The sequence below is a fragment of the Oricola thermophila genome (assembly GCF_013358405.1).
Lineage (GTDB): Bacteria > Pseudomonadota > Alphaproteobacteria > Rhizobiales > Rhizobiaceae > Oricola > Oricola thermophila.
In genome coordinates this window covers 3,647,534-3,671,578 of sequence record NZ_CP054836.1, presented here as the reverse complement: position 1 = coordinate 3,671,578, position 24,045 = coordinate 3,647,534, and the positions used below count along the sequence as shown (strand labels likewise).

The 24,045-nt window shown below is 65.9% G+C and carries 25 protein-coding genes; 14 read left to right on the top strand and 11 right to left on the bottom strand.

From position 1 onward, the window contains the following. The first annotated feature begins 97 nt into the window (after positions 1-97). The 4 genes from HTY61_RS17645 to HTY61_RS17630 all read left to right on the top strand — a co-directional run bounded on the left by HTY61_RS17645 (position 98) and on the right by HTY61_RS17630 (position 2,852). Positions 98-880: a DUF3108 domain-containing protein gene (locus tag HTY61_RS17645; RefSeq protein WP_175278030.1), complete on the top strand. Its 783-nt coding sequence runs from the start codon at positions 98-100 to the stop codon at positions 878-880. A gap of 104 nt (positions 881-984) precedes the next feature. Next, the gene (locus tag HTY61_RS17640) at positions 985-1,206 is read left to right on the top strand and encodes a hypothetical protein (protein WP_175278029.1); all 222 of its coding nucleotides are present in this window, start codon (positions 985-987) and stop codon (positions 1,204-1,206) included. 52 nt (positions 1,207-1,258) lie between these two features. Beyond that, a complete protein-coding gene (gene yddG, locus HTY61_RS17635) occupies positions 1,259-2,185 on the top strand; it encodes an aromatic amino acid exporter YddG (RefSeq protein ID WP_175278628.1) in 927 nt (308 codons plus the stop codon). Then, positions 2,172-2,852: a lysoplasmalogenase gene (locus HTY61_RS17630; protein ID WP_175278028.1), complete on the top strand. Its 681-nt coding sequence runs from the start codon at positions 2,172-2,174 to the stop codon at positions 2,850-2,852. The genes yddG and HTY61_RS17630 overlap by 14 nt, the downstream gene beginning before the upstream one ends. Position 2,853: 1 nt before the next feature. Here the strand turns inward: HTY61_RS17630 and HTY61_RS17625 are convergent, their stop codons facing one another. Further along, on the bottom strand, positions 2,854-3,309 hold the full coding sequence (locus HTY61_RS17625) for a cupin domain-containing protein (RefSeq protein ID WP_175278027.1): 456 nt from the start codon (positions 3,307-3,309) through the stop codon (positions 2,854-2,856). A gap of 10 nt (positions 3,310-3,319) precedes the next feature. Further along, positions 3,320-4,087, bottom strand: a complete 768-nt coding sequence (gene gloB / locus HTY61_RS17620; RefSeq protein ID WP_175278026.1) for a hydroxyacylglutathione hydrolase — start codon at positions 4,085-4,087, stop codon at positions 3,320-3,322. A gap of 101 nt (positions 4,088-4,188) precedes the next feature. Between gloB and HTY61_RS17615 the strand changes: the two genes are divergently transcribed. From HTY61_RS17615 to HTY61_RS17605, 3 genes are all read left to right on the top strand, one after another. Next, positions 4,189-4,932, top strand: coding sequence for a class I SAM-dependent methyltransferase (locus tag HTY61_RS17615; protein WP_175278025.1), 744 nt, complete (start codon positions 4,189-4,191; stop codon positions 4,930-4,932). Positions 4,933-5,022: 90 nt separating this feature from the next. Continuing rightward, positions 5,023-6,138 (top strand): histidinol-phosphate transaminase, encoded by a 1,116-nt coding sequence (hisC, locus tag HTY61_RS17610; RefSeq protein WP_175278024.1) that lies wholly within the window; start codon positions 5,023-5,025, stop codon positions 6,136-6,138. A 3-nt stretch (positions 6,139-6,141) separates the two neighbouring features. Continuing rightward, positions 6,142-7,083 carry a prephenate/arogenate dehydrogenase family protein gene (locus HTY61_RS17605; protein WP_175278023.1) on the top strand — a complete coding sequence of 314 codons (942 nt, stop codon included), beginning with the start codon at positions 6,142-6,144 and terminating at the stop codon, positions 7,081-7,083. A gap of 4 nt (positions 7,084-7,087) precedes the next feature. Here HTY61_RS17605 and HTY61_RS17600 read toward each other — a convergent pair whose 3' ends face one another. Continuing rightward, entirely contained in the window at positions 7,088-8,089 is a 1,002-nt protein-coding gene (locus HTY61_RS17600) for a DUF2125 domain-containing protein (RefSeq protein WP_175278022.1), read from the bottom strand. Between the two features lie 41 nt (positions 8,090-8,130). Here HTY61_RS17600 and HTY61_RS17595 point away from each other — a divergent pair, with 41 nt between their 5' ends. Beyond that, positions 8,131-8,658: a gamma-glutamylcyclotransferase gene (locus tag HTY61_RS17595; RefSeq protein WP_175278021.1), complete on the top strand. Its 528-nt coding sequence runs from the start codon at positions 8,131-8,133 to the stop codon at positions 8,656-8,658. On the opposite strand, the gene HTY61_RS17590 is transcribed toward HTY61_RS17595, so the two are convergent. The 4 genes from HTY61_RS17590 to ftsE form a co-directional block, all read right to left on the bottom strand. Continuing rightward, on the bottom strand, positions 8,639-9,382 hold the full coding sequence (locus HTY61_RS17590) for a lysophospholipid acyltransferase family protein (protein ID WP_175278627.1): 744 nt from the start codon (positions 9,380-9,382) through the stop codon (positions 8,639-8,641). The genes HTY61_RS17595 and HTY61_RS17590 overlap by 20 nt on opposite strands. Positions 9,383-9,526: 144 nt before the next feature. Continuing rightward, positions 9,527-10,159 carry a YdcF family protein gene (locus HTY61_RS17585; protein WP_175278020.1) on the bottom strand — a complete coding sequence of 211 codons (633 nt, stop codon included), beginning with the start codon at positions 10,157-10,159 and terminating at the stop codon, positions 9,527-9,529. Positions 10,160-10,343: 184 nt separating this feature from the next. Continuing rightward, complete coding sequence (locus tag HTY61_RS17580; protein WP_175278019.1) at positions 10,344-11,342, bottom strand: cell division protein FtsX; 999 nt, start codon at positions 11,340-11,342, stop codon at positions 10,344-10,346. Next, complete coding sequence (ftsE, locus tag HTY61_RS17575) at positions 11,335-11,994, bottom strand: cell division ATP-binding protein FtsE (protein ID WP_175278018.1); 660 nt, start codon at positions 11,992-11,994, stop codon at positions 11,335-11,337. The genes HTY61_RS17580 and ftsE overlap by 8 nt, the downstream gene beginning before the upstream one ends. 158 nt (positions 11,995-12,152) lie before the next feature. Here ftsE and HTY61_RS17570 point away from each other — a divergent pair, with 158 nt between their 5' ends. From HTY61_RS17570 to HTY61_RS17560, 3 genes are read left to right on the top strand one after another with little or no spacing between them, the layout of a single operon-like run. Then, complete coding sequence (locus tag HTY61_RS17570; protein ID WP_175278017.1) at positions 12,153-12,806, top strand: hypothetical protein; 654 nt, start codon at positions 12,153-12,155, stop codon at positions 12,804-12,806. 4 nt (positions 12,807-12,810) lie between these two features. Beyond that, entirely contained in the window at positions 12,811-13,359 is a 549-nt protein-coding gene (hpt, locus tag HTY61_RS17565; protein WP_175278016.1) for a hypoxanthine phosphoribosyltransferase, read from the top strand. Further along, positions 13,359-13,730, top strand: coding sequence for a response regulator (locus tag HTY61_RS17560; protein WP_175278015.1), 372 nt, complete (start codon positions 13,359-13,361; stop codon positions 13,728-13,730). The genes hpt and HTY61_RS17560 overlap by 1 nt, the downstream gene beginning before the upstream one ends. Here HTY61_RS17560 and HTY61_RS17555 read toward each other — a convergent pair whose 3' ends face one another. The 4 genes from HTY61_RS17555 to argH form a co-directional block, all read right to left on the bottom strand. Continuing rightward, a complete protein-coding gene (locus tag HTY61_RS17555) occupies positions 13,731-16,283 on the bottom strand; it encodes a TIGR02302 family protein (protein ID WP_175278014.1) in 2,553 nt (850 codons plus the stop codon). It abuts the gene before it with no gap. 113 nt (positions 16,284-16,396) lie between these two features. Continuing rightward, positions 16,397-17,662: a diaminopimelate decarboxylase gene (gene lysA / locus HTY61_RS17550; protein WP_175278013.1), complete on the bottom strand. Its 1,266-nt coding sequence runs from the start codon at positions 17,660-17,662 to the stop codon at positions 16,397-16,399. Between the two features lie 22 nt (positions 17,663-17,684). Then, positions 17,685-17,858 carry a lipoprotein gene (locus HTY61_RS17545; protein WP_175278012.1) on the bottom strand — a complete coding sequence of 58 codons (174 nt, stop codon included), beginning with the start codon at positions 17,856-17,858 and terminating at the stop codon, positions 17,685-17,687. Between the two features lie 88 nt (positions 17,859-17,946). After that, complete coding sequence (gene argH / locus HTY61_RS17540) at positions 17,947-19,359, bottom strand: argininosuccinate lyase (protein ID WP_175278011.1); 1,413 nt, start codon at positions 19,357-19,359, stop codon at positions 17,947-17,949. Between argH and tlpA the strand changes: the two genes are divergently transcribed. The 3 genes from tlpA (at position 19,358) to HTY61_RS17525 (ending at position 24,010) form a co-directional block, all read left to right on the top strand. Further along, positions 19,358-20,053, top strand: coding sequence for a thiol:disulfide interchange protein TlpA (gene tlpA, locus HTY61_RS17535; protein WP_175278010.1), 696 nt, complete (start codon positions 19,358-19,360; stop codon positions 20,051-20,053). The two genes, argH and tlpA, sit on opposite strands and share 2 nt — an antisense overlap. Positions 20,054-20,650: 597 nt before the next feature. Next, positions 20,651-23,614 (top strand): helicase-related protein, encoded by a 2,964-nt coding sequence (locus HTY61_RS17530; protein WP_175278009.1) that lies wholly within the window; start codon positions 20,651-20,653, stop codon positions 23,612-23,614. A gap of 12 nt (positions 23,615-23,626) precedes the next feature. Next, on the top strand, positions 23,627-24,010 hold the full coding sequence (locus HTY61_RS17525; RefSeq protein WP_175278008.1) for an RNA-binding S4 domain-containing protein: 384 nt from the start codon (positions 23,627-23,629) through the stop codon (positions 24,008-24,010). The last annotated feature ends 35 nt before the right edge of the window (positions 24,011-24,045 follow it).

Sequence of the window (24,045 nt, the reverse complement as noted above, 5' to 3'; positions counted from 1 at the left end):
TATGGCCGAAATTGCGTGCCCTGCCGCACTTATCACAGAATCGTCGCTATTGCGCGCGATGGCAGGGAGGAAGGGACGCTGCAAGCGAGGTCATACCATGCGCATGATGGTTGCGGCGACGGCGTTCGCGCTCTCGGCACTGTCCGCCTTTCCCGCCGGTGCGGAAACCCGGCTCTACCGCGCCGAATATGTCGTTTCGGCGCTCGGCCTTCCCGTCGGGGTCTCCAAATTCGAATCCGCGATCACGCGAAAGTCCTACCGGCTGACGGGCACGCTGAAGGCGCGCGGCCTCGCCGCCCTGTTCCAGCCGACGAGCGGCAGCCTCGTCGCGGCCGGACGCGTCGGCGGATCCGGCCTGGCGGCGCGGCGCTTCACGCTGGACTATGTCTCGGGCGGCAGCAGGCAGTTCACCGAGATCGCCTTCGCGCGCGGCGCCGTCGCTCGCACGGTCAACCGGCCCCGCGTGAAGAAGCGGGGCGACTGGATCGAGGTGAAGGCGGCGCATCTGGCCGGCGCGCTGGACCCGATCAGCGCCATGCTGGTGCCGGCCGCCTCCCCCCGCGCGGTCTGCGACCGCACGATCAGCGTCTATGACGGCGCGATGCGCGCCGACATAAGGCTCTCCTACCTGCGCACGGTTCCCTTCTCGACCAGGGGCTACAAGGGAGACGCCGTGACCTGCCGGGCGAAGTTCCTGCCGGTTTCGGGCTATTCGCGAAGCAAGCGCGAGGTCGCATGGATGCGGGACAAGGGCCGCATCTACGTCTCGTTCGCGCCGGTCGAGGGCACCGGTTTCTATGCACCGGTCAAGGCGGTCGTGCAGACCCAGATCGGCCCGGTCAGGATCCATGCCAGACGGTTCGAGAGCGTCGCGCAATAGACCGGGCCCTCCGGCGGGCTTGCGATGATTTTGCCGGGATACGATTTCAACGGGACGGGAAAAGGGATAACCTGCGGCAGAGGCTGGAAAACGGGGTAGCCGACATGTCGACCGACAAAAGCTTCGGGGAAATCACGCTGCGCCTCGAGCGCGCCTTGCTCGACGGCATCGACGCCTACTCGGCCACCGAGAACGGCATCACGTCACGCGACGAGGCCGTTCGCCGGATCGTGCACGACTGGCTGCGCGCGAAGGGATACCTGCGCATCAGCGAACGCGAACAGGGCACCCGGCCACAGGACCTGACATCGGAGAACGACGACTGAGGCGCAGGGCATGGCGCTTGACAAAGTCGCGGGCGAAGGCGACGGAAAGCAAATGCCCGATTCATCGTCCCGCCCCCTGCCCGAGCGCAAGCGGTTCCTTGCCACTCTGGCCGGGTTCTCCGCCGTGCTCATGTGGGCGCTGCTGGCGCTGTTCACCGCGGCGTCCGGCGACGTGCCGCCATTCCAGCTGTCGGCCATGTGCTTCGCCATAGGCGCGGCGATCGGCTTCGCAGTCACGGGCGCCAGGCGGAAGGGCCACGGGGCGCGCCCGGAAATCCCGTGGCAGGCCTATCTCGTCGGCATCGGCGGCCTTTTCGGCTACCACTTTCTCTATTTCACCGCGCTGCGCCATGCGCCGGCCGTCGAGGCGAGCCTGATCTGCTATCTCTGGCCGATGCTGATCGTCACCGGCTCGGCGCTGATGCCGGGCGAGCGGCTCGGCTGGCACCATCTTGTCGGCGTCGCCTGCGGTTTTCTCGGCACGGCGCTTATCGTCACCGGCGGCGAGGGTTTCTCGCTGAAGGCCGAATACGCCTATGGCTACGCGATCGCGATCGCCGCGGCATTCACCTGGTCGTCCTACTCGCTGCTGTCGCGCCGCTTCGCCGCCGTGCCGACAGAAATCGTCGCCTGGTTCTGCCTGGCGACGGCGATCCTGTCGGCGATTGCCCACCTGGCGCTGGAATCCACCGTCTGGCCCCGGAATGCCACGGAGTGGGCCGCGGTTGCCGCGCTCGGCACCCTGCCGGTCGGCGCTGCGTTCTATGTCTGGGACTACGGCGTGAAGCATGGCGACATCCAGGTGCTCGGCGCGTCGAGCTATGCCGCACCGCTGTTTTCGACGATCATTCTGATCGCAGTCGGACAGGGCACCGCGACATGGACGATCGCTCTGGCCTGCCTGCTGATCACTGGCGGCGCGGCGATCGCGGCGAAGGACCTGCTGCTGCAAAGGGAGAAGCGCAATGCTGCCGTTTGAGGGCGGCGTGACCGGAACGCAGAACGGCACGCTGCTGCTTTCCGTCCTGCTTTCGGTCGCCTACCTGCTTTTTGGGCTGCGTCGCACCACCCCGCTCACCGTCATCGCCAAGACCCTGTCGGTGGCGCTTCTCGCCGGCCTGTCCGACCTTGCCGGCGGGCCGTGGCTGCTCACCCTCGGCCTCGCACTCTGTGCGGCCGGGGACTTCTTCCTCGCCATCGAGGGTCTCGACCGGCGCTTCTTCCTGGCGGGACTGGTCTCGTTCCTCGCCGGCCATCTTGCCTATGTCGCGCTTTTCCTGCTGCTGCCCGACACCGCCGCCACCCTCCCGGCGTGGATTCGCGCGGCCCTCCTGGCGGCAATGGCCGCCGGCACGCTGGCAATGGCGGCGCGGCTGTGGCCGGCGGCCGGAGACCTGCGTGTTCCGGTCATGGTCTACGTGCTGGCGATTCTCGCCATGGGCATCGCGGCGGCGGGCTTCGGCAACGCCCTCCTCGCAGCGGGCGCCGCGAGCTTCATGGTCTCCGACTCGATACTCGCCGCCGAGCGCTTCCTGCTGCGGCCGGACGCACCGGGGCGCGCCGTCGCGGGGCCGGCCGTGTGGATCACCTACTATGCCGCCCAGGCGATGATCCTGTTCGGCGTGCTTGCCGTGCCTTTCGCGTGACCTAGCCGCCCCTCGGCGGCCGCGGCACGGGCTCCCAGCCCGGCGGCGCCATCTCGAAACTCGCGAACTCGAAGCCCGGCGCCACGGTACAGCCGGCCAGCGTCCATGCGCCGAGCGATGTGGCGGTCTGCCACCAGTTCGCCGGCACGACGATCTGCGGCCGTTCGCCGGCGGCAATGTTCGGGCCGAGCCGGTGCGCCTCGGCGTCGTGGCCATTCGACGACATGGTCAGCACCAGCGGGGCCCCTGCATAGAAGTGCCACACCTCCGCAGCGTCGGTGACGCGATGCCAGTGCGACACGTCGCCCGCCTCCAGCAGGAAATAGATCGCCGTGGACCGGGACCGCCCGTTGCCGGTTCCCGCGGCATCGCGGAAAGTCTCCGCATACCAGCCGCCTTCCGGATGCGGCTTGAGGCCCAGTTCCTTCTTGATCCGCTCGGCGGCAAGATTGTGCATGGCGGAACCTTCAGAAACTGTCCTTGCGCCGGCGGATCTCGGCGAACACCTCTTCGTCGCTCGCGCCTTCCATGCCGAGATGCGCGCGGATCGCCGGATCGTCGGGGCGCAGGAAGGGGTTGGTCGCGAACTCGCTCGCCAGCGGCACCGGCAGCGTCGCCGCGCCATTCTCGCGCAGCTTCTCAACCTCGTCCGCTCGTTTCCGCAGCGCCTCGTTGTCCGGATCGACGGTCAGCGCGAAGCGGGCATTCGACAGCGTGTATTCATGCCCGCAGTAGAGCATGGTCTCACCGGGCAGGACCTTCAGCTTCTTCAGCGCCCCCCACATCTCCGCTGCGCCGCGCTCGAACAGCCGGCCGCAACCGAGCGAGAACAGCGTGTCGCCGGCAAGCAGCACACCGGCCTTCGGCGAATGGTAAACGATGTGGCCGGCCGTGTGACCCGGCGTCTCGATGACCGTGAAATCATAGGCGCCGAAGGCGAACACGTCCCCCTCGCCCAGTGCCTCGTCGATGGCCGGGATCCTGTCGGCCTCGCCGCGGGGTCCGGCCACGCGGCAGCCGAACTCCTTCTTCAGCTCGGCGATGCCCTGCGTGTGGTCGGCGTGGTGATGGGTGACCATGATGTCGGTGAGTTTCCAGCCCTTGCGCTTCAGCACATCCGAGATTCTCGCGGCGTCCGGCGCATCCACGCTGGCGGTGCGGCCCGTATCCGGATCATGGAGCAGCACGCCGAAATTGTCGGATAGGCAGGTGAACTGTTCGATCTGCAGCGTCATCGTATCTCCCTTGGAAGTCGGGCCGGCGCGGCCGCCATTGCCCCACGCGGCGATTTGTTGCACCTGTAGGGGCACGACGCAACCGGAGAGCGCGCCAACCGATGTACATGGATATCGTCGAGATCCGGGGGTTCTACCACAGCCTGCTCGGAAAAATGGCGACACGCTCCATCGGCATGGGCCTGACGCGGATCTGGCAACCCATGCCCAACGAGCGCCTGCTCGGGCTCGGCTATGCCCGACCCTGGCTGGAGCGCTTCGAACCGGATACCGAGCGCACGCTCTCCTTCATGCTGGCCGCGCAGGGTGCGGTGAAATGGCCGCGCACCGGGCCGTCGCGTTCCGCCCTCGTCTTCGACGAAGAGCTGCCGCTGCCCGATGCCGCCATCGACCGCATCCTGATGGTCCACGCGCTCGAACACGCGGAGAACCCGCGCGAGACGCTGATGGAAGCCTGGCGGGTGCTGGCGCCGAACGGACGGCTGGTGCTCGTCGTGCCCAACCGGCGGGGCCTATGGGCGCGCTTCGAACACACGCCCTTCGGCACGGGCCGCCCCTTTTCCCGGGGCCAGATCACCAAGCTGCTGCGCGACGCCAATTTCACGCCGGGTCCGATGACCGAGGCGCTGGCCTTTCCGCCCGTGAGGTCCCCGTCGCTGCTGCGCATCGCCTACCATACCGAGCGCATCGGGCTGCGCATGTGGCCGGTCTTTTCCGGCGTGCTCATCATCGAGGCGCAGAAGCGGCTGTTCCAGGGTCTTCCCGTCGCCGAACGCCAGTCCCGGCGCGTCTTCGTCCCGGTTCTCGCTCCGCAAGGCGCCGCGCTCGGCTCCGACCGATTCTGAGCGGTCCGCCCTTCTCGACATTTGCGGCAGGCGGCGCTATTGCCCTGCCGTCTGCAACAGGCGCAAGCCAAACAAGGAAAGTCCAAGGCGATGTCCGCTCGCGAAAATCCGTCCCGTCCCGTTCCCAACCCCGGTGTGATGGATATCGCCGCCTATGTGCCGGGCAAGAGCAAGGCCAAGCCGGGCATCAAGCTGCACAAGCTGTCGTCCAACGAGACGCCGCTCGGGCCCAGCCCCGCGGCCGTCGAGGCATTCAAGGCGGAGGCAGGCACGCTGGAATTCTACCCCGACGGCACGGCCGGGGAACTGCGCAACGCGGTGGCCGAGACGCACGGCCTCAACCCCGACAACCTTCTGTGCGGCAACGGTTCCGACGAGTTGCTAGGCCTGCTCGCCCATGTCTATCTGAATACCGGAGACGAGGCGATCATCACCGAGCACGGCTTCCTCGTCTACCGGATCCAGATCCTCGCCAATGGCGCGACACCGGTCGTCGCGCCGGAGACCGACCTGCGCACGGATGTCGACGCCATACTCGAGCGCGTCACCGAGCGCACGAAGATGGTTTTCCTCGCCAATCCGAACAATCCGACCGGCACCTACATTTCCGATGCCGAGGTCAGGCGCCTGCATGCCGGCCTGCCGAAGGATGTCCTGCTGGTCCTCGACGCGGCATATGCGGAATATGTGCGCCGCAACGACTACTCCGCGGGCGTGGAACTCGTCTCCGGCAACGAGAACGTCGTGATGACGCGCACCTTCTCCAAGATTTACGGCCTCGCCGCACTGCGCATCGGCTGGATGTACGGACCGGCGCATGTCGTCGACGCGCTCAACCGCGTTCGCGGACCGTTCAACCTGAACTCGGCGGCAATCGCCGCCGGCGCGGCGGCGATCCGCGACCGCGCCCATGTCGACGAGGCGGCCCATTTCAACGAGACCTGGGTACAGGCCCTGACCGGCGCGCTGACGGATATCGGTCTGACGGTGACGCCGAGCGTCGGCAACTTCATCCTGATCCATTTCCCCGGGGACGATCCGGAAAGGTCCGCCGCCGCGGCCGATGCCTTTCTGACCGAACGCGGCTACGTTCTGCGCGCCCTGGGTACCTACGGCCTGCCGAACGCGCTGCGCATGTCAATCGGGACGGCAGAGGCGAACGAGGGCGTGATCGCCGCGCTCAAAGACTTCATGGGCCGGGCCTGAACCATGCCTGACACCAAACCCATGTTCGAGCGCGTCGCGCTGATAGGTATCGGCCTGATCGGCTCGTCGCTGGCCCACGCGATCCGGCGGCAGGGCCTTGCCGGGGAGATCGTCATCTCGACGCGCAGTTCCGAAACCCTGAAACGGGCCGAGGAACTGGGTCTGGGCGACCGCTTCGAGCCCGACCCGGCAAGGGCCGTCGAGGATGCCGACCTCGTGGTCCTTTCGATTCCCGTCGGCGCCTGCGGGGCGGTGGCGGAACGGATCGGTCCGCACCTGAAGACGGGCGCGATCCTGACCGATGCCGGCTCGACCAAGGCTTCGGTGGTGCGCGATGTCGCGCCGCATGTGCCGGAGGGCGTGCACTTCATCCCCGGCCACCCGATCGCCGGCACCGAGCAATCGGGCCCCGACGCGGGATTCACCTCGCTGTTCGAGGGACGCTGGGCGATCCTGACCCCGCTTCCCGGCACGGATCCGGCAGCGCTGGAAAAGCTGACCGCGTTCTGGACGGCATGCGGCTCGAAGGTCGACACGATGGATCCCGCGCATCATGACCGGGTCCTGGCGATCGTCTCGCACCTGCCCCACATCATTGCCTACAACATCGTGGGCACCGCCGACGACCTGGAGACGGTTTCCAAATCGGAAGTCATCAAGTACTCCGCGTCAGGCTTCCGCGATTTCACCCGGCTTGCCGCTTCCGACCCGACCATGTGGCGCGATGTCTGCCTTGCCAACAGGGAGGCCATCCTGGAGATGCTGGGCCGGTTTTCCGAGGATCTCGCCGCGCTGCAGCGGTCGATCCGCTGGGGCGACGGCGACGCGCTGTTCGATCTATTCACCCGCACCCGTGCCATACGCCGGTCCATCATCGAGGCGGGACAGGAAGTCGACGCGCCGGATTTCGGCCGTCACCCGGAAATCGCGAAGCCGGGCGAATAGCTGCCTACATCAGCGCCGGGAGCCGCCCGAGCGGGATGAAGCCGAGAACGGCCTGGCCATCGCGTATGCTGACCGGCAGCACGATCTCCGGCGTCCCGTCGGGACCGCTCTCCGCTGACATGGCGGCCAGCGCGTCGATCTGCGCTGCGAGTTCGGGGAATGCGGCCCGGAACGCCTGCGCCAGCCCCGCGGGATCGACGACGACCAGTTCCAGCGTAGCATCCACCAGCCCGCCTTCATCCACCGAGAACGGCCCGCTGACGAGCAGTCCCTGTTTTGGCGTCACCAGCAGCGCCAGCCGGCGGATCTCGCCGCTGGCGCCGCGCAGCGTCCGCAGGCCGGAAGCGGCCCTGGCTGCGCCGTCCTCGATCGTGACATCGCCATCCCCGGCCAGAACCGGCAGGTTGGCGCGGCCTGCGACCCGCTCGTCGAAGACAAGTCCCTCGTAGCGCCAGGCAATGTCGAGATCGCCTTCGCGCAGCCGCATGTGCGCCTCGGCATGGGCTGCCGCGAGCGCCTTGCCAATGCCGTCGAGCGTGACGTCGAGGTCATCCACGGCCACAGACGCACGTTCCGGCAACGGTTGCGCGAGCGAGGCAGTGGCGCGCGCCAGCGACCAGTCGAGGCGCAGGGCGCCGGCAACGGCGCTTTCCACGACGACCGGGCTGTCGAGCTCCGTGTAGACGCGTCGCGGCTCGTAGACCTGCGCCGCGCTGCGGAACGCGCCGGCCTTCACGGTCAGGCCGTCGAGAGGACGGGCGAGATCGAAAGCGGTGCAGAACACCTCGAGCCGGAACGGATATCCGCCCACCGACCTGTCGGCACAGCCGATGGTGGTGCCCTGTTGCCGCTGCGTTGCGATGTACCTTGCGGTTTCCGCCTCGACCCGGTTCGCCAGCCAGTACCAGCCGGCCGAATAGGCGATGCCCGCGGCAAGGATCCCGGCGGCCATCCAGCGCATCCGCCGCCCCGCGTTTCCGACCTGTTTTTCTTTCTTCTCTGCCATGCTAGGGACCGTGCTCGCCATTTGTGGAAACAGTTTGCTCTATGAACGATTTCTGGGTCTTCGGCTACGCGTCGCTGATGTGGAAGCCCGGTTTCGACCATGTCGAAAGACGCCGCGCGCGCCTGCACGGCTATCACCGCAGCCTTTGTATCATTTCGCTTGAACACCGCGGCACGCCGGAACGGCCAGGTCTTGTCATGGGGCTCGACCGGGGCGGTTCCTGCGTCGGCGTCGCCTTCCGCGTCGCCGGGAAGGATCGCGAGCCGGTACTCGCCTATCTGCGCGAACGCGAACTGGTGACGAATGTCTATCTCGAGCGCATCGGCTCGGTCACGTTCGAATGCGGCGGCAAGGCGCCGGCGCTCGCCTATGTCGCGGACCGACGGCATGAACAGTATGCCGGCCGGCTCGAGGTGGACGAGGCCGTAGAGCGCGTCTGCGGCGCCGTCGGCGGCATGGGCCCGAACGAGGATTACGTGATCAACACGGCCGAGCACATCCGCACCCTCGGCATCCGGGATCACTGGCTCGAAAACGTCGTCGCCGGGATCAGGAAGCGGCAGGGCTGACCGTTCCGGCCCGGAGTTCCGCCACGCGCCGTTTCGCGGTTTCCGGAAAGGGCGGCGCGGCCGGGTCGTCGGCGAGCGCAAGCAACTGGCGATCGCAGGCCTCCTCGGTCCGCCGGATCAGTTCCTTGCGGAATTCCTCGCGGCCGAGACCCGGCATGATCGGCTCGAGGACCTCGACCTCGATCGTGCCCGGATAGCGCATGAATGACCGCCGCCGCCAGTAGAGCCCGGCATTGTGCGCGATCGGCACGACCGGAATGCCGAGCGTTTCGTAAAGATTGACTATGCCCATCTTGTAGGCAGGCTCGGCGCCCGGCGACCGGCGCGTGCCCTCCGGGTAGATGACGATCTGCCGGCCTTCCCTGATCACGCGGTTCGCGCCGCGATTGACCGACTCGATTGCACGCAAGCGGTTGCCGCGATCAATGGGAATCATCCGCATCTTGGCGATGTACCAGCCGAACAGGGGAATCCAGGTCAGTTCGCGTTTCAGGATATAGACGGGGTCGGGCCACCACGGCAGGAAGGCGAACGTGTCCCAGGCCGACTGGTGCTTGGGCGCGATGATGTAACTGCCCTCGGGCAGGTTCTCCAGCCCTTTCACCACGTGGTCGGTCCCCACGGTCACCTTCATCAGCCAGAGCAGGCTGCGCGCCCAGAATTTCGGCACGGCCCAAGCGCGCTTTCGCGGCGCGAGGAAGAAATAGGGCGTGAACACGATCATGTAGACCAGTGTCACGGCATAGAAGAGGATGTTGAAGATCAGGGATCGGATCGCCAGCAAGGGAACACCGGTGTCTGAGAATTGCCTTCCAGCCGATTACACGGCCCTGTCCGCGAAGGCAAAGCCTTCTGTCGCCGCCGGGGCCTAATTGCCGGACAGCGCGGCGCTCTCCACGCCCGCATCGGACCTGGGGGGCAGCACCAGGGCACGCAGGCGGGCGGCGCTGTACTTGACATATTCGCCGAACAGGACGCGCAGGCGGCGCGCCTGCATGTCGGCGCTCACCGTATCGCCGCGCGTGGCGATGACGGCATGCGGAATCAGGGAGATATCCTTCATCGTGCGGCGCAATTCGAAGAGGCTTCGCGGCATGTGATAGTCGTTGGTGACGACGATCAGGGAACGGAATCCGTGATCCGCGGCCCAGCGCGCGGTTTCCTCGGCATTTCCGACCGTGTCCAGCGCCTTGCGGTCGATGTCGACACAGCAGGCGAACTGCGCTTCGTCGACGGCGAAGGTCTTCATCAACACCGCCCGGGAGGCCGCGGGATGCACGCCGCTGATCAGGAGCCGGTCGCCAAGCTCGGCATCGAGAAGCCGCACCGCCTCGTCGACGCGCGCATGCCCGCCCGTCAGCACGACGATGCCGTCGGCACGCGTGCCGGCCGGCGCGGCGCCATACTGGTCCACGTCCGCAAGAAATACGAAAAAGCCGCCAAGATAGATTGCGACCGCAGCGGCGAGCCCCACGCAGAGATGGCGCAGGATGCGCTTCATTCGCTGATTGCGGCTGCGCGTTTCCGCCCCCGACATCCGGTTTCGGCCTGCCGTTCCACCATGCCCCCCGGTGTCAAGCATATCGAACATGGTGAATCGTTAACCCGCAATTGCGGCGCGGCATAGGCGAAAATGCTGCAATTCGCAGACATTGCGGCAAGATTCCGCAGTTCGGGACGCCGAATCAGTCGATTCTGCCGGGATCGGCGCGCCTTTCGTCGATGTCACGCAGGGTTCCAAGTACGGTGTAGCGGGTCGTGAGGGCGGTCAGCACGCCGACGAGAACGATCACCGCCAGCACGCCGGCGAAGGCGCCGGGGCCGATGGAAAAGTCGCCGAAGAAGGCCGACGCCTGCTCTCCTTCCGGGGTCGTGAGGTTGCGCGCCGACCACCAGCCCACGACAAGGAACATCAGCGTCGCCGCGCCGCCTCCGATCAGCCCGCCCCATATGCCCGAGAACAGGAAGCGCATCTGGAACTGTCGCGCGATGAATCCGGCTTCCGCGCCAACGAAATGCAGCACCTCGATGATCGCATGGTTGCCGGCCATCGCGCCGCGCGTGGCGAAGATCACGGTCAGCACCAGCGCGGACATCACCAGTGCCAGCACGCAAAGCCCGATCGCCGTCGTTGTGCGCGCCATGGCGACGAGCCTGTCGACCCAGGCGCGATGATCGTCAAGCGAGGCGGCAGGAATGGCCTCCCTGATCGTGCTGTCCAGCAATTCGAAATCGGGCGGCGAGGTTTCGTCGATGGTGACGACGACAAGCCGCGGAACCGGCAGTTCCTCGATGCCGAGTCCCGAACCGAGCCACGGTTCCAGCAGGGCCGCGGTCTCGTCGAGGCCTATGATGCGGGCGTCGCGTACGCCGTCGAAGCTCGCGGCGATCGTGCGCGCATCCTCCAGCGCCGTCTCCATGTCCATGTTCTCGGCCGGCCGTATCTGGATCGTCGCCTCGCGCGCGATCTGGCTTTGCCATGTCGACGCGCTCTTGTTGACCAGCGACACCGCACCCACCGAGACGCAGGCGAGAAAGGACATGATGGCAATGACCAGGATCAGCGCCTGGCTGGCGACACCGGCGCGGGGCACGATGGGCGCAAGCGGCCGAAGGCCCGGCTCCCGCCGGTGCATCGGCGATTGCGGCGCCTCGTCGCTCGTCCGGTCGAGTGTCTCACTCATAGATTTCCAGCTGCCCGTTGGAAAGGATCATGCGGCGCGCATCCACCTGGTCCATGAGGCCGAGATCATGCGTGGCGATCACCACAGCCGTGCCGAGGCGGTTGAGCTCAAGAAACAGGCGCAGCAGGCGCCGTGCCATCGGCGGGTCGACATTGCCGGTCGGTTCGTCGGCGAGCAGCAGTTCCGGCTGGTCGATCAGCGCACGGGCGATCGCGACGCGCTGTTTCTCGCCGCCGGACAGCACGGGCGGCAGCGCGTGCACGCGCTCGCCCAGGCCGACCCACTTGAGCAGGTCGAGCACATCGCGCTGGTAGGTCGATTCCTCCTTGCCGCGCACGCGCAGTGGCAGCCCGACATTCTCGTAAACCGTCATGTGATCGAGCAGCCGGAAATCCTGGAATACGATTCCGATCCGCCGTCTCAGTTGCGGCAATTCTCCGGCGTCGATGGTCGCGATGTCCTTGCCGAACACGCTGATCAGCCCTCGTGTCGGCCTGAGCGACATGAACAGCAGGCGCAACAGCGTCGTCTTGCCCGCGCCGGACGGCCCGGTCAGGAACTGGAACGACTGCCTGGGAATGTGGAACGAGACATCGCGCAGGACCTCCGGTCCCATCCCGTAACGCAGTCCGACATTCTCGAATCTGATCAATCGTTCCGTCCGAATCGTGAAACGCCCGCGTGAAGGATTAGAGCAGTCAGGAAGCAAATGGAACCGGACAGAGCGCCCCGGAGGCCGCCGAAACCTTCGATTAACGAAACCGGCGTAGACCGGAAACATGGCGGTTCCGCGTTGAGAGGAGCGCAATCGTGGCGAAAGACATCATAGACGCGGAATTCGAGACGATTCATCGCGACGACGGCAAGCACCCGATGCGCGCCGCGCTGGCGGCTTCATCCGCCAACCAGCGCAAGCCGGCACCGAAGCCGAAATCCGTCGCCGCGCCCGGCATCGCGGTCGCGCGGCAGAAGGCGGCGGAGAAAGCCGCTGCGCCAGAAAAGGACGGGGACGACGACCAGATCGGCATCCTCAAATCCGGGGAAAAGGACGCCGCGCCCAGCCGGAAGGCCCAGATCCTCTATGCGCTGTCCGTCTTGTTCTCCGCCTTCTTCGCCTTCTACATCTCCGGCGGCCACGTACTGTTCCACGCCCTGCCCGCGGCGCAGGAAGGAAATCCACTGGCCCTGGAACTGACGCCGGCACCGCCCGAACCGGCGACAGGCCTCACGGCCGACGTCGTTACCGTCAGCGCCACCATTCGCAACGGCTCGACCGACGTCGCCCGCGTCCCCGACGTGCTGCTTTCCTTCGCGCCCGGTGGCGAAGGCCGCACGCTCGTCTACCGCGTCCCGCGCGGCGAGACGCTCGAACCGGGCAAGAGCCTTGCCTTTACCGTCAGGATGCCCAAGAAACCGGGATATGCCGAATCTCCTCGGCTGACATTCGACAACAGCGGAGTATGACATCATGCCGGTCGTAAGGGGCAAGCGGTTAGAGGTTCTCTATTCCGCCTCCACCATCGCTGCGCGCAATCTTGAACTGGCAAAGGAAATCGCGGCGCGCGATTACACCGACCTGCTGGTGATTTCCGTGCTCAAGGGTTCCTTCATCTTTTCCGCCGATCTCGTGCGCGCCATGCACGACGCCGGGCTGGAACCGGATGTCGAGTTCATCATGCTCTCCACCTACGGCGCGGGCACCGAGCCCGGCGCGGTGAAGATACTGCGCGACGTGGATTCCGACGTGGCCGGCCGTGACGTTCTCCTCGTCGACGACATTCTCGAATCCGGCCGCACCCTCACCTTCGCCCGCGACCTGATGCTGGAACGCGGCGCGCGAAGCGTCGGCGTCTGCGTCCTGCTCGACAAGTCCATGCGCCGCCAGGCGGACACGCCGCTGCAGGCGGATTTCACGGGTTTCGAATGCCCGGACCATTTCGTGGTCGGCTACGGCATGGATGTCGGCCACGCCTTCCGTGAACTTCCCTTCGTCGGCATAGTCGCCGGAGACGCTTGATGGCCAGGATACTGATCGTGGAGGACGACGATTCCGTCCGCACATTCACCGCGCGCGCATTGCAGATCGACGGTCACTCCGTCGAGCAGGCCGATGACGGCGATATCGGGCTGGAAAAGGTGATCGAGAAGCGGGGCGGCTACGACCTCGTCCTGTCGGACATCCGCATGCCGACCATGGACGGGATTTCCATGGCGAGGGAAATCGCCAAGGACTTTCCCGACCAGAGGATACTGCTGATGACCGGCTATGCGGAGCAGCGCGAGCGGGCCCGCGACGTGGAAAAGATCGTTGTCGACGTCGTCCAGAAGCCCTTCACCCTGGCCGATATCCGCACTGCCGTTGCGAGGGCGCTGACCGGACAGGCCTGATCAGTTCAGGTCCAGCAGCCTTTCCAGATATTCCTTTTCCAGCTGCGGCGAGAGCGCGTTGCCGAGCCTGCGGCGGATCGCCTCCAGTATCTCGCGCGCGCGGCGGACATCGATCTCGTCGGGAATTTCCACCGTCTCGCCGAAATCGGGGCCCGCGGAACGTTGCGGACGGCCGAGTGGATCGCGGTCGAGCGCGTTCCGGTTTCCGCCGGGCTCACTGGCCCCCGTGCCACCATCCATGGCCTGCTGCATTTGCTGCATCATCGAATCGGCACCGCGACGCAGCGCATCCATTGCCCGGCCCTGCTCGGAAAATGCCTGCTCGCCCTCGCCCTGCTGGAGCGCCTGCCCCGCATCGCCCATCGCGCGCCCGGCCTCGCCAAACTCCTCGCCGGGATTGATTCCCATCCCGCGCAGTCCGTCCATGAACTGCTCCAGCCTGTCGCGCAGCGCCTGCTGGCCCGGCGCGAGACCTTCCAGACCGTTGCCAGTGCCGTTCTCGCCCATCTGGCCCTGCTGTCCCGGTTCGCCCTGCTGTCCCTGCTGCCCCTCGCCCTGTTGCTCGCCGGGTTGATTGCCCTGCTGTTCGCCACCACGGCGGTTCTGGCGGTAGGTCTCGTTCATCAGCTCTTGCTGCTGTCGCAGGATCTCGCCGAGTTCGTTCATTTGCTGCTGGGCCTGACTCTGGCGGTCGCCCTGCTGCATCCGGTGCTGGCCCATCTGAAGGTTGTTCATCATGTCCTGCAACTGGCTGAGCAGTTCCTGCGCCTGCTCGCGCGCGCCCGACTTGGCCAGTTCCTCGATCTTGTCGAGCATCTCCTGCAGGCTCTGCATGTCCATTTCCTGCATGTTGTCCGAAGGCAACTGCTCCGCGAGATCGGGATTGTTCTGCATCTGACGGGCCATCTCGCTCAGATATTCCTGCATTGCCTCGCGCAATTCGGCCATCAGCTGCTCGATCTCTTCGTCGGACGCGCCGTTCTCGAGCGCCTCCTTCAGCGCCTGCTGCGCTGCCTGCAAGCGCTTCTCGGCTTCCGACAGGTTGCCGTCCTCGATGCCCCGTGCCAGCTCCCACATCTGATCGACGACATCGCGCAGGGCCTCCTCGTCACCTTCTGCCTCGATCAGGCGCGACCGCGTCGTGACGAGCCCGAGAAAGTGGCCGGCATTGTCGATCGTCTCCTCCGGATAGAGCGTGAATACGTCGAGCACGTCGACTATGTCCGGCACGGCATCTGCGTCGAGCGCGAGATTGCGACGTTGCTCGATGATCGCCCGGGCAAGCGGATTCGCGAAAGGCCGCCCCGGCAGGACGAATGTCTTCGCCTCGCTGCGCCCGATCTGGCCGCGATCGTCCTCCGCCTCCAGGATCACAGTCACACGCGCACCGGCCCAGGGATGCTCGGCAAGATCGCGCACGGTCTTCGCCGCGCCGTCACGCGAAGAGCGTCGAGGCAGGGACAATGGCAGCTCCGGAGCGTCGTAAAGTGGACGCGCGTCGTCTTCCCGAGTTTCGGCCAGCGCGATGATCCCGCGCGCCCTGGCCACCCGGTAATCGTCCAGCGTGCGGTATTGCAAGGTCATTGCGCCGTTCGCCGCGCGCACCGGCTCTGCCAGCCATGCGATGGTAGGCGCCGCGTCCGGCATCACGGAAAGCGACCAGTCGCGCAACGTCTCTTCCGGGCCTGCGAAGACAGACAGCCGGCCTGATCCCTCAAGCGTCACCTCGTAGCGACGGGACGCAGCCGTCTGCGCATTGCCGTCCTCATCCGCGATCCCGAGTGCCGCCTGCGGTTCCGGCCAGGTAACGCTCTCGCTACCCGATCCTCCCGCTATGCGCACCACCGCGACAGAGCCTTCCGGCACGGTAAAATCGCCCCTCTCGGCATTCTGTTCCGATGTCAGGAAGATCGGCGCCATGCCGGTATAGGCAGGCGGGGTGATCCAAGCGTCGATACGCACCGGAACCGTCTCGGCGACATGGTGGCTGTGGAAAGCGTCGGTCAACCTGCCGCCGGCCGTGCCATGCGACCACGCGAAGGCGATGACGGCGACAAGTGCCACGGCTGCGCGCATGGCGTGGGGATCACGGGCCGGGATACCGGTCTTCGCCTGGGCGCCATGAACACCGTCCACACGCTCAGCCATGCGCCGCTGGTGGGCGCGCCACAAGGCCGCGGCGAAGCCGTCATCCGCACCTGCGGCAAGCCTGTCCTCCTGCGTCGTGATGGGAGCATGAGAAAGCGCGTTCTCACGTTCGAGCCGTCGGTCGACGTCATGCGCCTCGGGCAGGCGCAGCCCGCGCAGGGGCCACAGGCTGGCCAGCGCAACGAGACCGAAAAGCACGACAAGCACGATGCGGACCGCGTCGCCGACCACGCGGAACAGGCCGAACCAGGACAGGATCGCGAAAAGGGCGAGCACCAGGAGCAGAGGGAGAAGGCGCGGCAGCAGGCGCTCGGAGAGAATGGCCGCATAGGTTGCCGCGCGGGCATAGCGCAGCCTGCGTGACAACGCCCGGGGATCGGCGGTATGCTGGTTTTCGACTGCCATGCGCCTTCCGGCCTCCTTCCCCTGAAGGTAGCACTCTTCATGGCAAAGGCGAGGCGAAAAAAAAAGCGCCGGAAACCGTTCACGGATTCGTAATGGGCGACGCGCGGCGCGCCTCAGAACCAGTCCGGCACGCTGTCGAGACCGATCAGGTCCTCGTAGCTCGGACGCGGACGACAGACGTGAAACCGGTCCCCGTTGACGATAACCTCCGGCACCAGGAGCCGCGAATTGTAGGTACCGGCCTGAACCGCGCCATAGGCGCCGGCCGAGCCGAAAGCCAGCAGATCGCCTGCCTCGACCGCCGGCATTTCGCGATCCCTCGCAAGGAAGTCGCCGGATTCGCACACCGGCCCGACGATATCCGCCGTCAGCCGTGCGCCGCCGGTCACCGGTTGCCTCACCGGCTGCACCGAATGCCAGGCATCGTAGAGGGTCGGACGGATCAGGTCGTTCATGGCCGCATCGACGATGACGAAGGATTTCTCCTCGGTCTCTTTCACATAGAGAACGGACGTTACGAGGATCCCCGCATTGCCGGCGATCATCCGGCCCGGCTCGAACACGGCGGTGACGCCGAGCGGGCGGATGTGCTTCTTGACGATCTCGCCGTAATCCGCCGGCAGCGGTGGCGGCGCATTGTCGTCGCGATAGGGAATTCCGAGACCGCCGCCCAGATCGACGTGTTCGATCGCATGTCCGTCGGCGCGCAGTTGCGCGACCAGCTCGGTGAGCAGGCGGAAGGCATCGTCGAAGGGCTGCAACTCGGTGATCTGGCTGCCGATATGCATGTCGATGCCGGCGACGCGCAGGCCAGGCAGCTCGGCGGCACGCCGATACACGTCCCGCGCCCGGAGCCAGGAGATTCCGAACTTGTCACCCTTCTTGCCCGTGGAAATCTTGTGGTGCGTCTTTGCGTCCACATCCGGATTTATGCGCAGCGACACCGGCGCGGTCCGTCCTGACGCGACCGCGCGCGCCGAGAGCAATTCCAGTTCCGGTTCGGACTCGACATTGAAGCAATGGATACCGGCGGACAGCGCGAAATCCATTTCCCCGGCCGTCTTGCCGACGCCGGAGAACAGGATCTTCTCCGGGGCGATTCCGGCGGCGAGCGCGCGACGCAGCTCGCCCTCGGAGACGACATCGGCGCCGGATCCCAGTTCGGCCAGCGTCTTCAGCACCGCCTGGTTGGAGTTGGCCTTCATCGCGTAGCAGACCAGCGCATCGATATCGGCGAACGCGTCTGCGAAAACGCGATAGTGGCGGGTGAGCGTCGCCGTGGAATAGCAGTAGAACGGGGTGCCGACACTGGCAGCGATCTCCGCCACGGGCACGTCCTCGGCATGGAGCATGCCGTCGAGATAGTCGAAATGGTTCACGTCATCCCTCGCCCGGATCGCGTCAGATCAGCGGGTCGAGGATGAACCGCCGGTCTTCCGCCGGCGCATCCGCCTGCTGCTGCTCCGCCCCGGCGGAGGCCGGCGGCAATTCGGGTTCGCCCGCGCGCCCGCAGGCGGCAAGGCTTGCGGCAAGTGCCGCAACGAGAAGAATCCGCTGGATCGTGAATGCGCCCATCGTCTACCTGCTCCGCTTACTCCGGCCCGGCCGGTCGTCATTCTCCTAGCGCGCGGAAACGCGCTTGAACACCCTGCGCCGCCCGCCGTCAGGCGGGTTTCGCCAGTTTCTTCTTCCAGTAGCGGACCTGTCGGCGCACTTCCTGCGGAGCCGTGCCGCCGAAGCTCTTGCGGCTCGCGGCGGATTTCTCCACGGTCAGAACGGAGAACACGTCCTCGGTGATGCCGTCATGGATGGACTGCAGGTCCGACAGCGACAGCTTCTCCAGCCCGACGCCCTTCTCCTCGGCCAGCGCCACCGCGCGCCCGGTGACATGGTGCGCCTCGCGGAACGGGATGCCCAGCTCGCGCACCAGCCAGTCGGCGAGATCGGTCGCCGTGGAGTAGCCGGAACCGGCCGCCTTCTTCATGGCCCGCGCGTTGACGGTCATGTCGGCAACCATGCCTGTCATGGCCGCAAGCGCCAGTTCCAGGGACTCGGCGGCGTCGAACACGGCCTCCTTGTCCTCCTGCATGTCCTTCGAATAGGCCAGCGGAAGGCCCTTCATCACCGTGAGCAAGGCGACCAGGTTGCCGTTGATCCGCCCGGTCTTGGCCCGGACCAGCTCGGCCGCGTCCGGGTTCTTCTTCTGCGGCATGATCGACGAGCCGGTGGAAAAGGCGTCCGACAGGGTGACGAAGCCGAATTGCGGCGTCGACCAGATGACGATCTCCTCGGCCATACGCGACAGGTGCGTGGCGCAGATCGAGGCGGCGGCCATGAATTCCAGCGCGAAGTCGCGATCGGACACGGTATCGATCGAGTTGCGCGTCGGTCCGGAGAAACCGAGCGCCTGCGCGGTCTGGTGCCGGTCGATCGGGAAACCCGTGCCGGCGAGCGCCGCGGCGCCGAGCGGGCACTCGTCCATGCGCTCCAGGCAATCGCGCATGCGCGAGAGGTCGCGTCCGAACATCTCGACATAGGCCATGCAATGATGGCCGAAAGTGACCGGCTGCGCGGTCTGCAGATGGGTGAAGCCCGGCATCACGGTTTTCGCGTGTTCCTCCGCGCGGGCAAGGAGGACCTCGATCAGCCGCTTCAGGGCGGCGGCGGTCTTCTCCGCCTCGGCGCGCACCCACATGCGGAAGTCGAGCGCCACCTGGTCGTTGCGCGAGCGCGCCGTATGCAGCCGCCCTGCTGCCGGACCGATCAGCTCGGAAAGCCGGGCCTCGACATTCATGTGAATGTCCTCCAGCTTGCGGGAGAAGGCGAACTCGCCCTGTTCGATTTCTGACCTGATCGTGTTCAGCCCGTGAACGATCTTGTCGCGGTCCTCTGCCGAAATTATGTGAGTATCGGCCAGCATGGTGGCGTGCGCGATCGATCCCTCGATGTCCTGCGCATAGAGCTTGCGGTCGTAGTCGATGGAGGCATTGATCTCCTCCATGATCGCCGCGGGACCGGTCGCGAACCGCCCGCCCCACATCTGATTGGAGCCTTGTGCCTTGGTATCGTCGGACATGAAAGAACAATCCCCGGAAAAAGAACAGGACGGCCAGCCCCCCGCTCGGGGCCTTTCCGTCGGCAAGATCGTTGCCGTCGCGGTGGTACTGGGAGCCGCGGCGGGCGCCGCCGGGATATACGCCACCGGCGGGCTTTCTGGCAATGGCGCGCAGGCGCAGGGCGGGCAATGCGAGGCCGCCGCCTCTCTCGGACAGGAACTGAAGCCGCTGCTGACCGGCGAGATCGCGGCCATGGCGGTTCGCGACCGGCCGGCGGACCTGTCGGACCTGTCCTTCAATGACGGCGACGGCAATTCGGTAACGTTGGCCGACAGCGGCGGCAAGCCGCGCCTGGTCAATCTCTGGGCGACCTGGTGCGCACCATGCCGCGCGGAGATGCCGGCACTCGACAGACTGCAGGCCGAGAAGGGCGGTGACGGGTTCGAGGTCGTTGCCGTTTCCGTCGACGGCGGTTCGGACCAGAAGCCGCGCGCATTCTTTGACGAGATCGGCATTCGCAATCTCGGCTTCTACCACGATCCCTCCATCGGCGCGTTCAACACCATGAAGAAGGAAGGCCTCGCCTTCGGCCTGCCGGTCACCGTTCTTGTCGACGGGAACAATTGCGTCGTCGCGAACATGAACGGCCCGGCCGAATGGGCAAGCGAGGACGCCTACCGGCTGATCGACGCCGTCAAGGAAAAATCGCGGTGACGAAGACGGCCAAAGGTTAACGCCAATGGAACCCAATACGTCTTGCGCGACGTCATGAATCGCTAAAGTTGTGTCGGACCTCCGGGGAGACACCCCACATCTGGTGAGAACAAAACGGGAAATGGCGTGAATCACCGATTCGTCGCCGATTCGTTCCGGCTCGGTTCCGTTCGTTAACGGAATCCTTCCGGATCGCTAATGAACATGGTTAACAGCAGGTTAAGATAGTGCTTACAAATCAAACAAATAGCGATTCGCCCTCGCGACCGGAATCCGCCTTCGGCCAATTCTTAACGATTCCGGACAAAAACGGCTCTCGCTGCGAAATCGCGATTCACGAACTGGTGTGCGACCTGTTTCACGGCACCATATGTGGTGAGAACAAAGGCGCAACCTATGCGAGTCACCGATTCGTCGCCGATTCGTTCCAGACTCGTTCCGGTTGTTAATATGCACAACCCTGAGGCGCAGTAAGCAGGAAGATTCGCGTAATTTTCGCCCTGCAATTGCCGAATCGGCATGCTAGAGACGAGTTGCAAGCCAAAGAGGGCGCATACCCGCCGAACAGCCCCGGATTCGAACTTCAAGACAGAGTCAATGCCCTCCGACATTTTTACGGGCCACACGGTCAAGGCCGTGCTCGGGCCGACCAATACCGGCAAGACCCATTATGCCATCGAACGCATGGTGGCCCACTCCAGTGGCGTAATCGGCCTGCCGCTGAGGCTGCTCGCGCGCGAGGTCTACCAGCGCGTAGCCGACAAGGTGGGCCCGGAAAATGTTGCGCTGATCACCGGCGAGGAGAAGATCGTTCCGCCCAAGGCGCGCTATTCCGTCTGCACGGTCGAGGCGATGCCGTCCCGGACCGACGCCGCCTTCGTCGCCATCGACGAGGTGCAGCTGGCGGGAGACCTGGAACGCGGTCACATCTTCACCGACCGAATTCTGAATGTCCGCGGCCGCGAGGAAACGCTGCTGCTGGGCGCCGGCACCATGACCGACATCCTGCGCCGGCTTCTTCCGGGCGTGGACATCGTATCGCGGCCGCGCATGTCGCATCTCGCCTATGCCGGCTCCAAGAAGATCACCCGGCTGCCACGCCGCTCGGCCATCGTCGCCTTCTCCGCCGACGAGGTCTATGCCATCGCCGAACTGATCCGCCGCCAGCGCGGCGGAGCGGCCGTGGTGATGGGCGCGCTCAGCCCGCGCACGCGCAACGCCCAGGTCGAACTCTACCAGTCCGGCGACGTCGAATATCTCGTCGCGACGGATGCCATCGGCATGGGGCTGAACCTCGATGTCGACCACGTGGCCTTCGCGCAACGCCGAAAATTCGACGGGTACGGTTACCGGGAACTTACCCCTGCGGAAATGGGCCAGATAGCAGGCAGGGCCGGACGCCATGTCCGCGACGGCACCTTCGGCGTATCGGGTCATGCCGCTCCGCTTGACGACGAAACCGTGAGGCGGATCGAGGGGCATGAATTCGATCCCGTGAAAGTGCTGCAATGGCGTTCGCGCCAGCTAGACTTCTCCTCGATCGCCGCCCTGCGCGCCTCGCTGGAGCAGCCGCCGGAGCTGCCCGGCCTCACCAAGGCGCTGCCCGCGGTCGACCAGAGAGCACTCGAATTTCTCGCCAGAAACCCTGAAGTCACGGATACCTGCGCGAGTCGCAACGAGGTCGAGCTGCTGTGGGACGCCTGCGTGCTGCCGGACTACCGCAAGATCGCTCCCGCGCAGCATGCCGACATCATTTCCCAGATCTTCTTCGACCTGGTCCGGCGCGGACATGTCGACGAGGACTACATGGCCGAACAGGTCCTGCGTGCCGACCGCACCGACGGCGAGATCGACACGCTGTCGGGGCGCATTGCCCAGATACGGACATGGACCTATGTCGCCAATCGCCCCGGGTGGCTCCGCGACCCGGTCCATTGGCAGGAAAAAACCCGCGCAATCGAGGACAAGCTGTCGGATGCATTGCATGAAAGGTTGACGAAACGCTTCGTTGACCGCAGGACATCCGTGCTCATGAAGCGCCTGCGAGAGAATGTGACGATGGAAGCAGAAATCAGCGCAAGCGGCGACGTTACGGTCGAGGGCCACCATGTCGGCCAACTCGACGGTTTCCGGTTCGCTCCCGACAAATCCGCCGAGGGCGAGGACGCCAAGGCGATCAAGGCCGCCGCGGCAAAGGCGCTCGCCACCGAGTTCGAGGCCCGCGCCGAACGTTTCGCCGCGGCCGGCAATGCCGATTTCGCGCTCGGCAGCGATGGCATATTGCGCTGGCTCGGCCAGCCGGTCGCTTCGCTGACCGCGTCCGAAGAATGGCTGAAGCCGCGGATCGTGCTGCTTGCAGACGAACAGCTGACGGGCCCGGCGCGCGACAAGGTCGCCGCCCGCGCAGAGCGCTTCGTCTCCCACCATGTCGAGACCCATCTCAAGCCGCTGGTCGATCTCGGCCGGGCGGACGAACTTTCGGGAATCGCGCGCGGTATCGGCTTCCGGCTGATCGAGAATTACGGGATCGTTCCGCGCCGCGAGATCGCCGAGGAAATCAAGTCGCTCGACCAGGACGGTCGCGCCGCCCTGCGCCGCTACGGCGTGCGGTTCGGCTTCTACCACATCTACATTCCCGCCCTGATCAAGCCGGCGCCGGCGGGACTGCTGACCCTTCTCTGGGCGTTGCAGAACGACGGCAGGGACAAGCCGGGTTACGGTGACGTGGTGCAGCAACTGGCCACCGGACGCACGTCGCTCGTGCCCGATCCGGCCTTCGACACCACTTTCTACAAGCTGGCCGGCTACCGCCACCTCGGATCGCGCGCGGTGCGCGTCGACATTCTCGAGCGACTCGCCGACCTTATCCGCCCGGCACTGCAATGGCGCGAGGGATCGGGCGAGTTGCCGGACGGCGCGGTCGGCGGAGGTCGCTTCTTTGTTACCCCGGCAATGATGTCGATTCTCGGCGCCACGGCCGAGGACATGGAAGCGGTGCTCGGCAGCCTCGGCTACCGCCACGACAAGGTGGAACCGGCCGAGTTCGAATCGAAACTGACCGCGTTGAAAGCCGCCAGCGCGCCGGCACAGCCGGCAGCCGAGGCACCGGCCGAAACGGCCGCGGGTTCCGATGGCGTCCCTGCCCCCGAGCCGGTTGCCATGACCTCTGGCGACGGTACCGCGGAAGCGCCGTCCGAGCCCGAACCCGCGAAGGACGAGCCGACCGGGGCGCAGCCGGAGGAAGCCGCATCGGCCGCCTCCGAACAGTCCGGCGACACCCCGGAAAAAGCGTCGGATTCCGACGAGGCCGAGGAACCGAAACCGGTCATGGTCTGGTACCAGGTACGACCGGATCGCCACCGCCGAAACAAGCGGCAAGGCGGGGCGCGTCCCGAAGGGGAGCAGAAGGGCAAGGGCAAGTTCCGCGGCAAGCGCAAGGAGCGTCCGCACGGCAAGGGCGGTGCAGTCGCCTCGGCCCGTCCGCCACGGCGCGAGAAACCGGTCGATCCGGACTCGCCCTTCGCCAAGCTCGCCGCGCTGAAGGAACAGCTCAAGAAGTGACGCGGGCACCCGATGGGCAATGAACGCCAGCGCATCGACAAATGGCTGTTTTTCGCCCGCGTGACGAAATCGCGTACGCTCGCTGCCAGGATGGCACAGGGCGGCCATGTCCGGGTCAACGGAACCAAGATCTCGCAGGCCAGCCACGAGGTGAAGCCGGGCGATGTTCTGACAATGACCATGCCGCGCCGCGTCATCGTGTACCGGGTCCTCGAATGCGGAAGCCGGCGCGGTCCCGCGACTGAAGCAAGGGCGCTCTACGAGGACCTGTCGCCTCCGCCCCCACCGAAGGCCGCCAGCGCGCTTGACCGCGCAAGCGGCCGGCGCGAGCCGGGATCCGGCAGACCGACAAAGAAGGAGCGGCGCGCCATCGAGCGGCTGACCGGCGAAGATTGACGCGCTTCTCCCGTATCGCAATATGGCCACCGCAG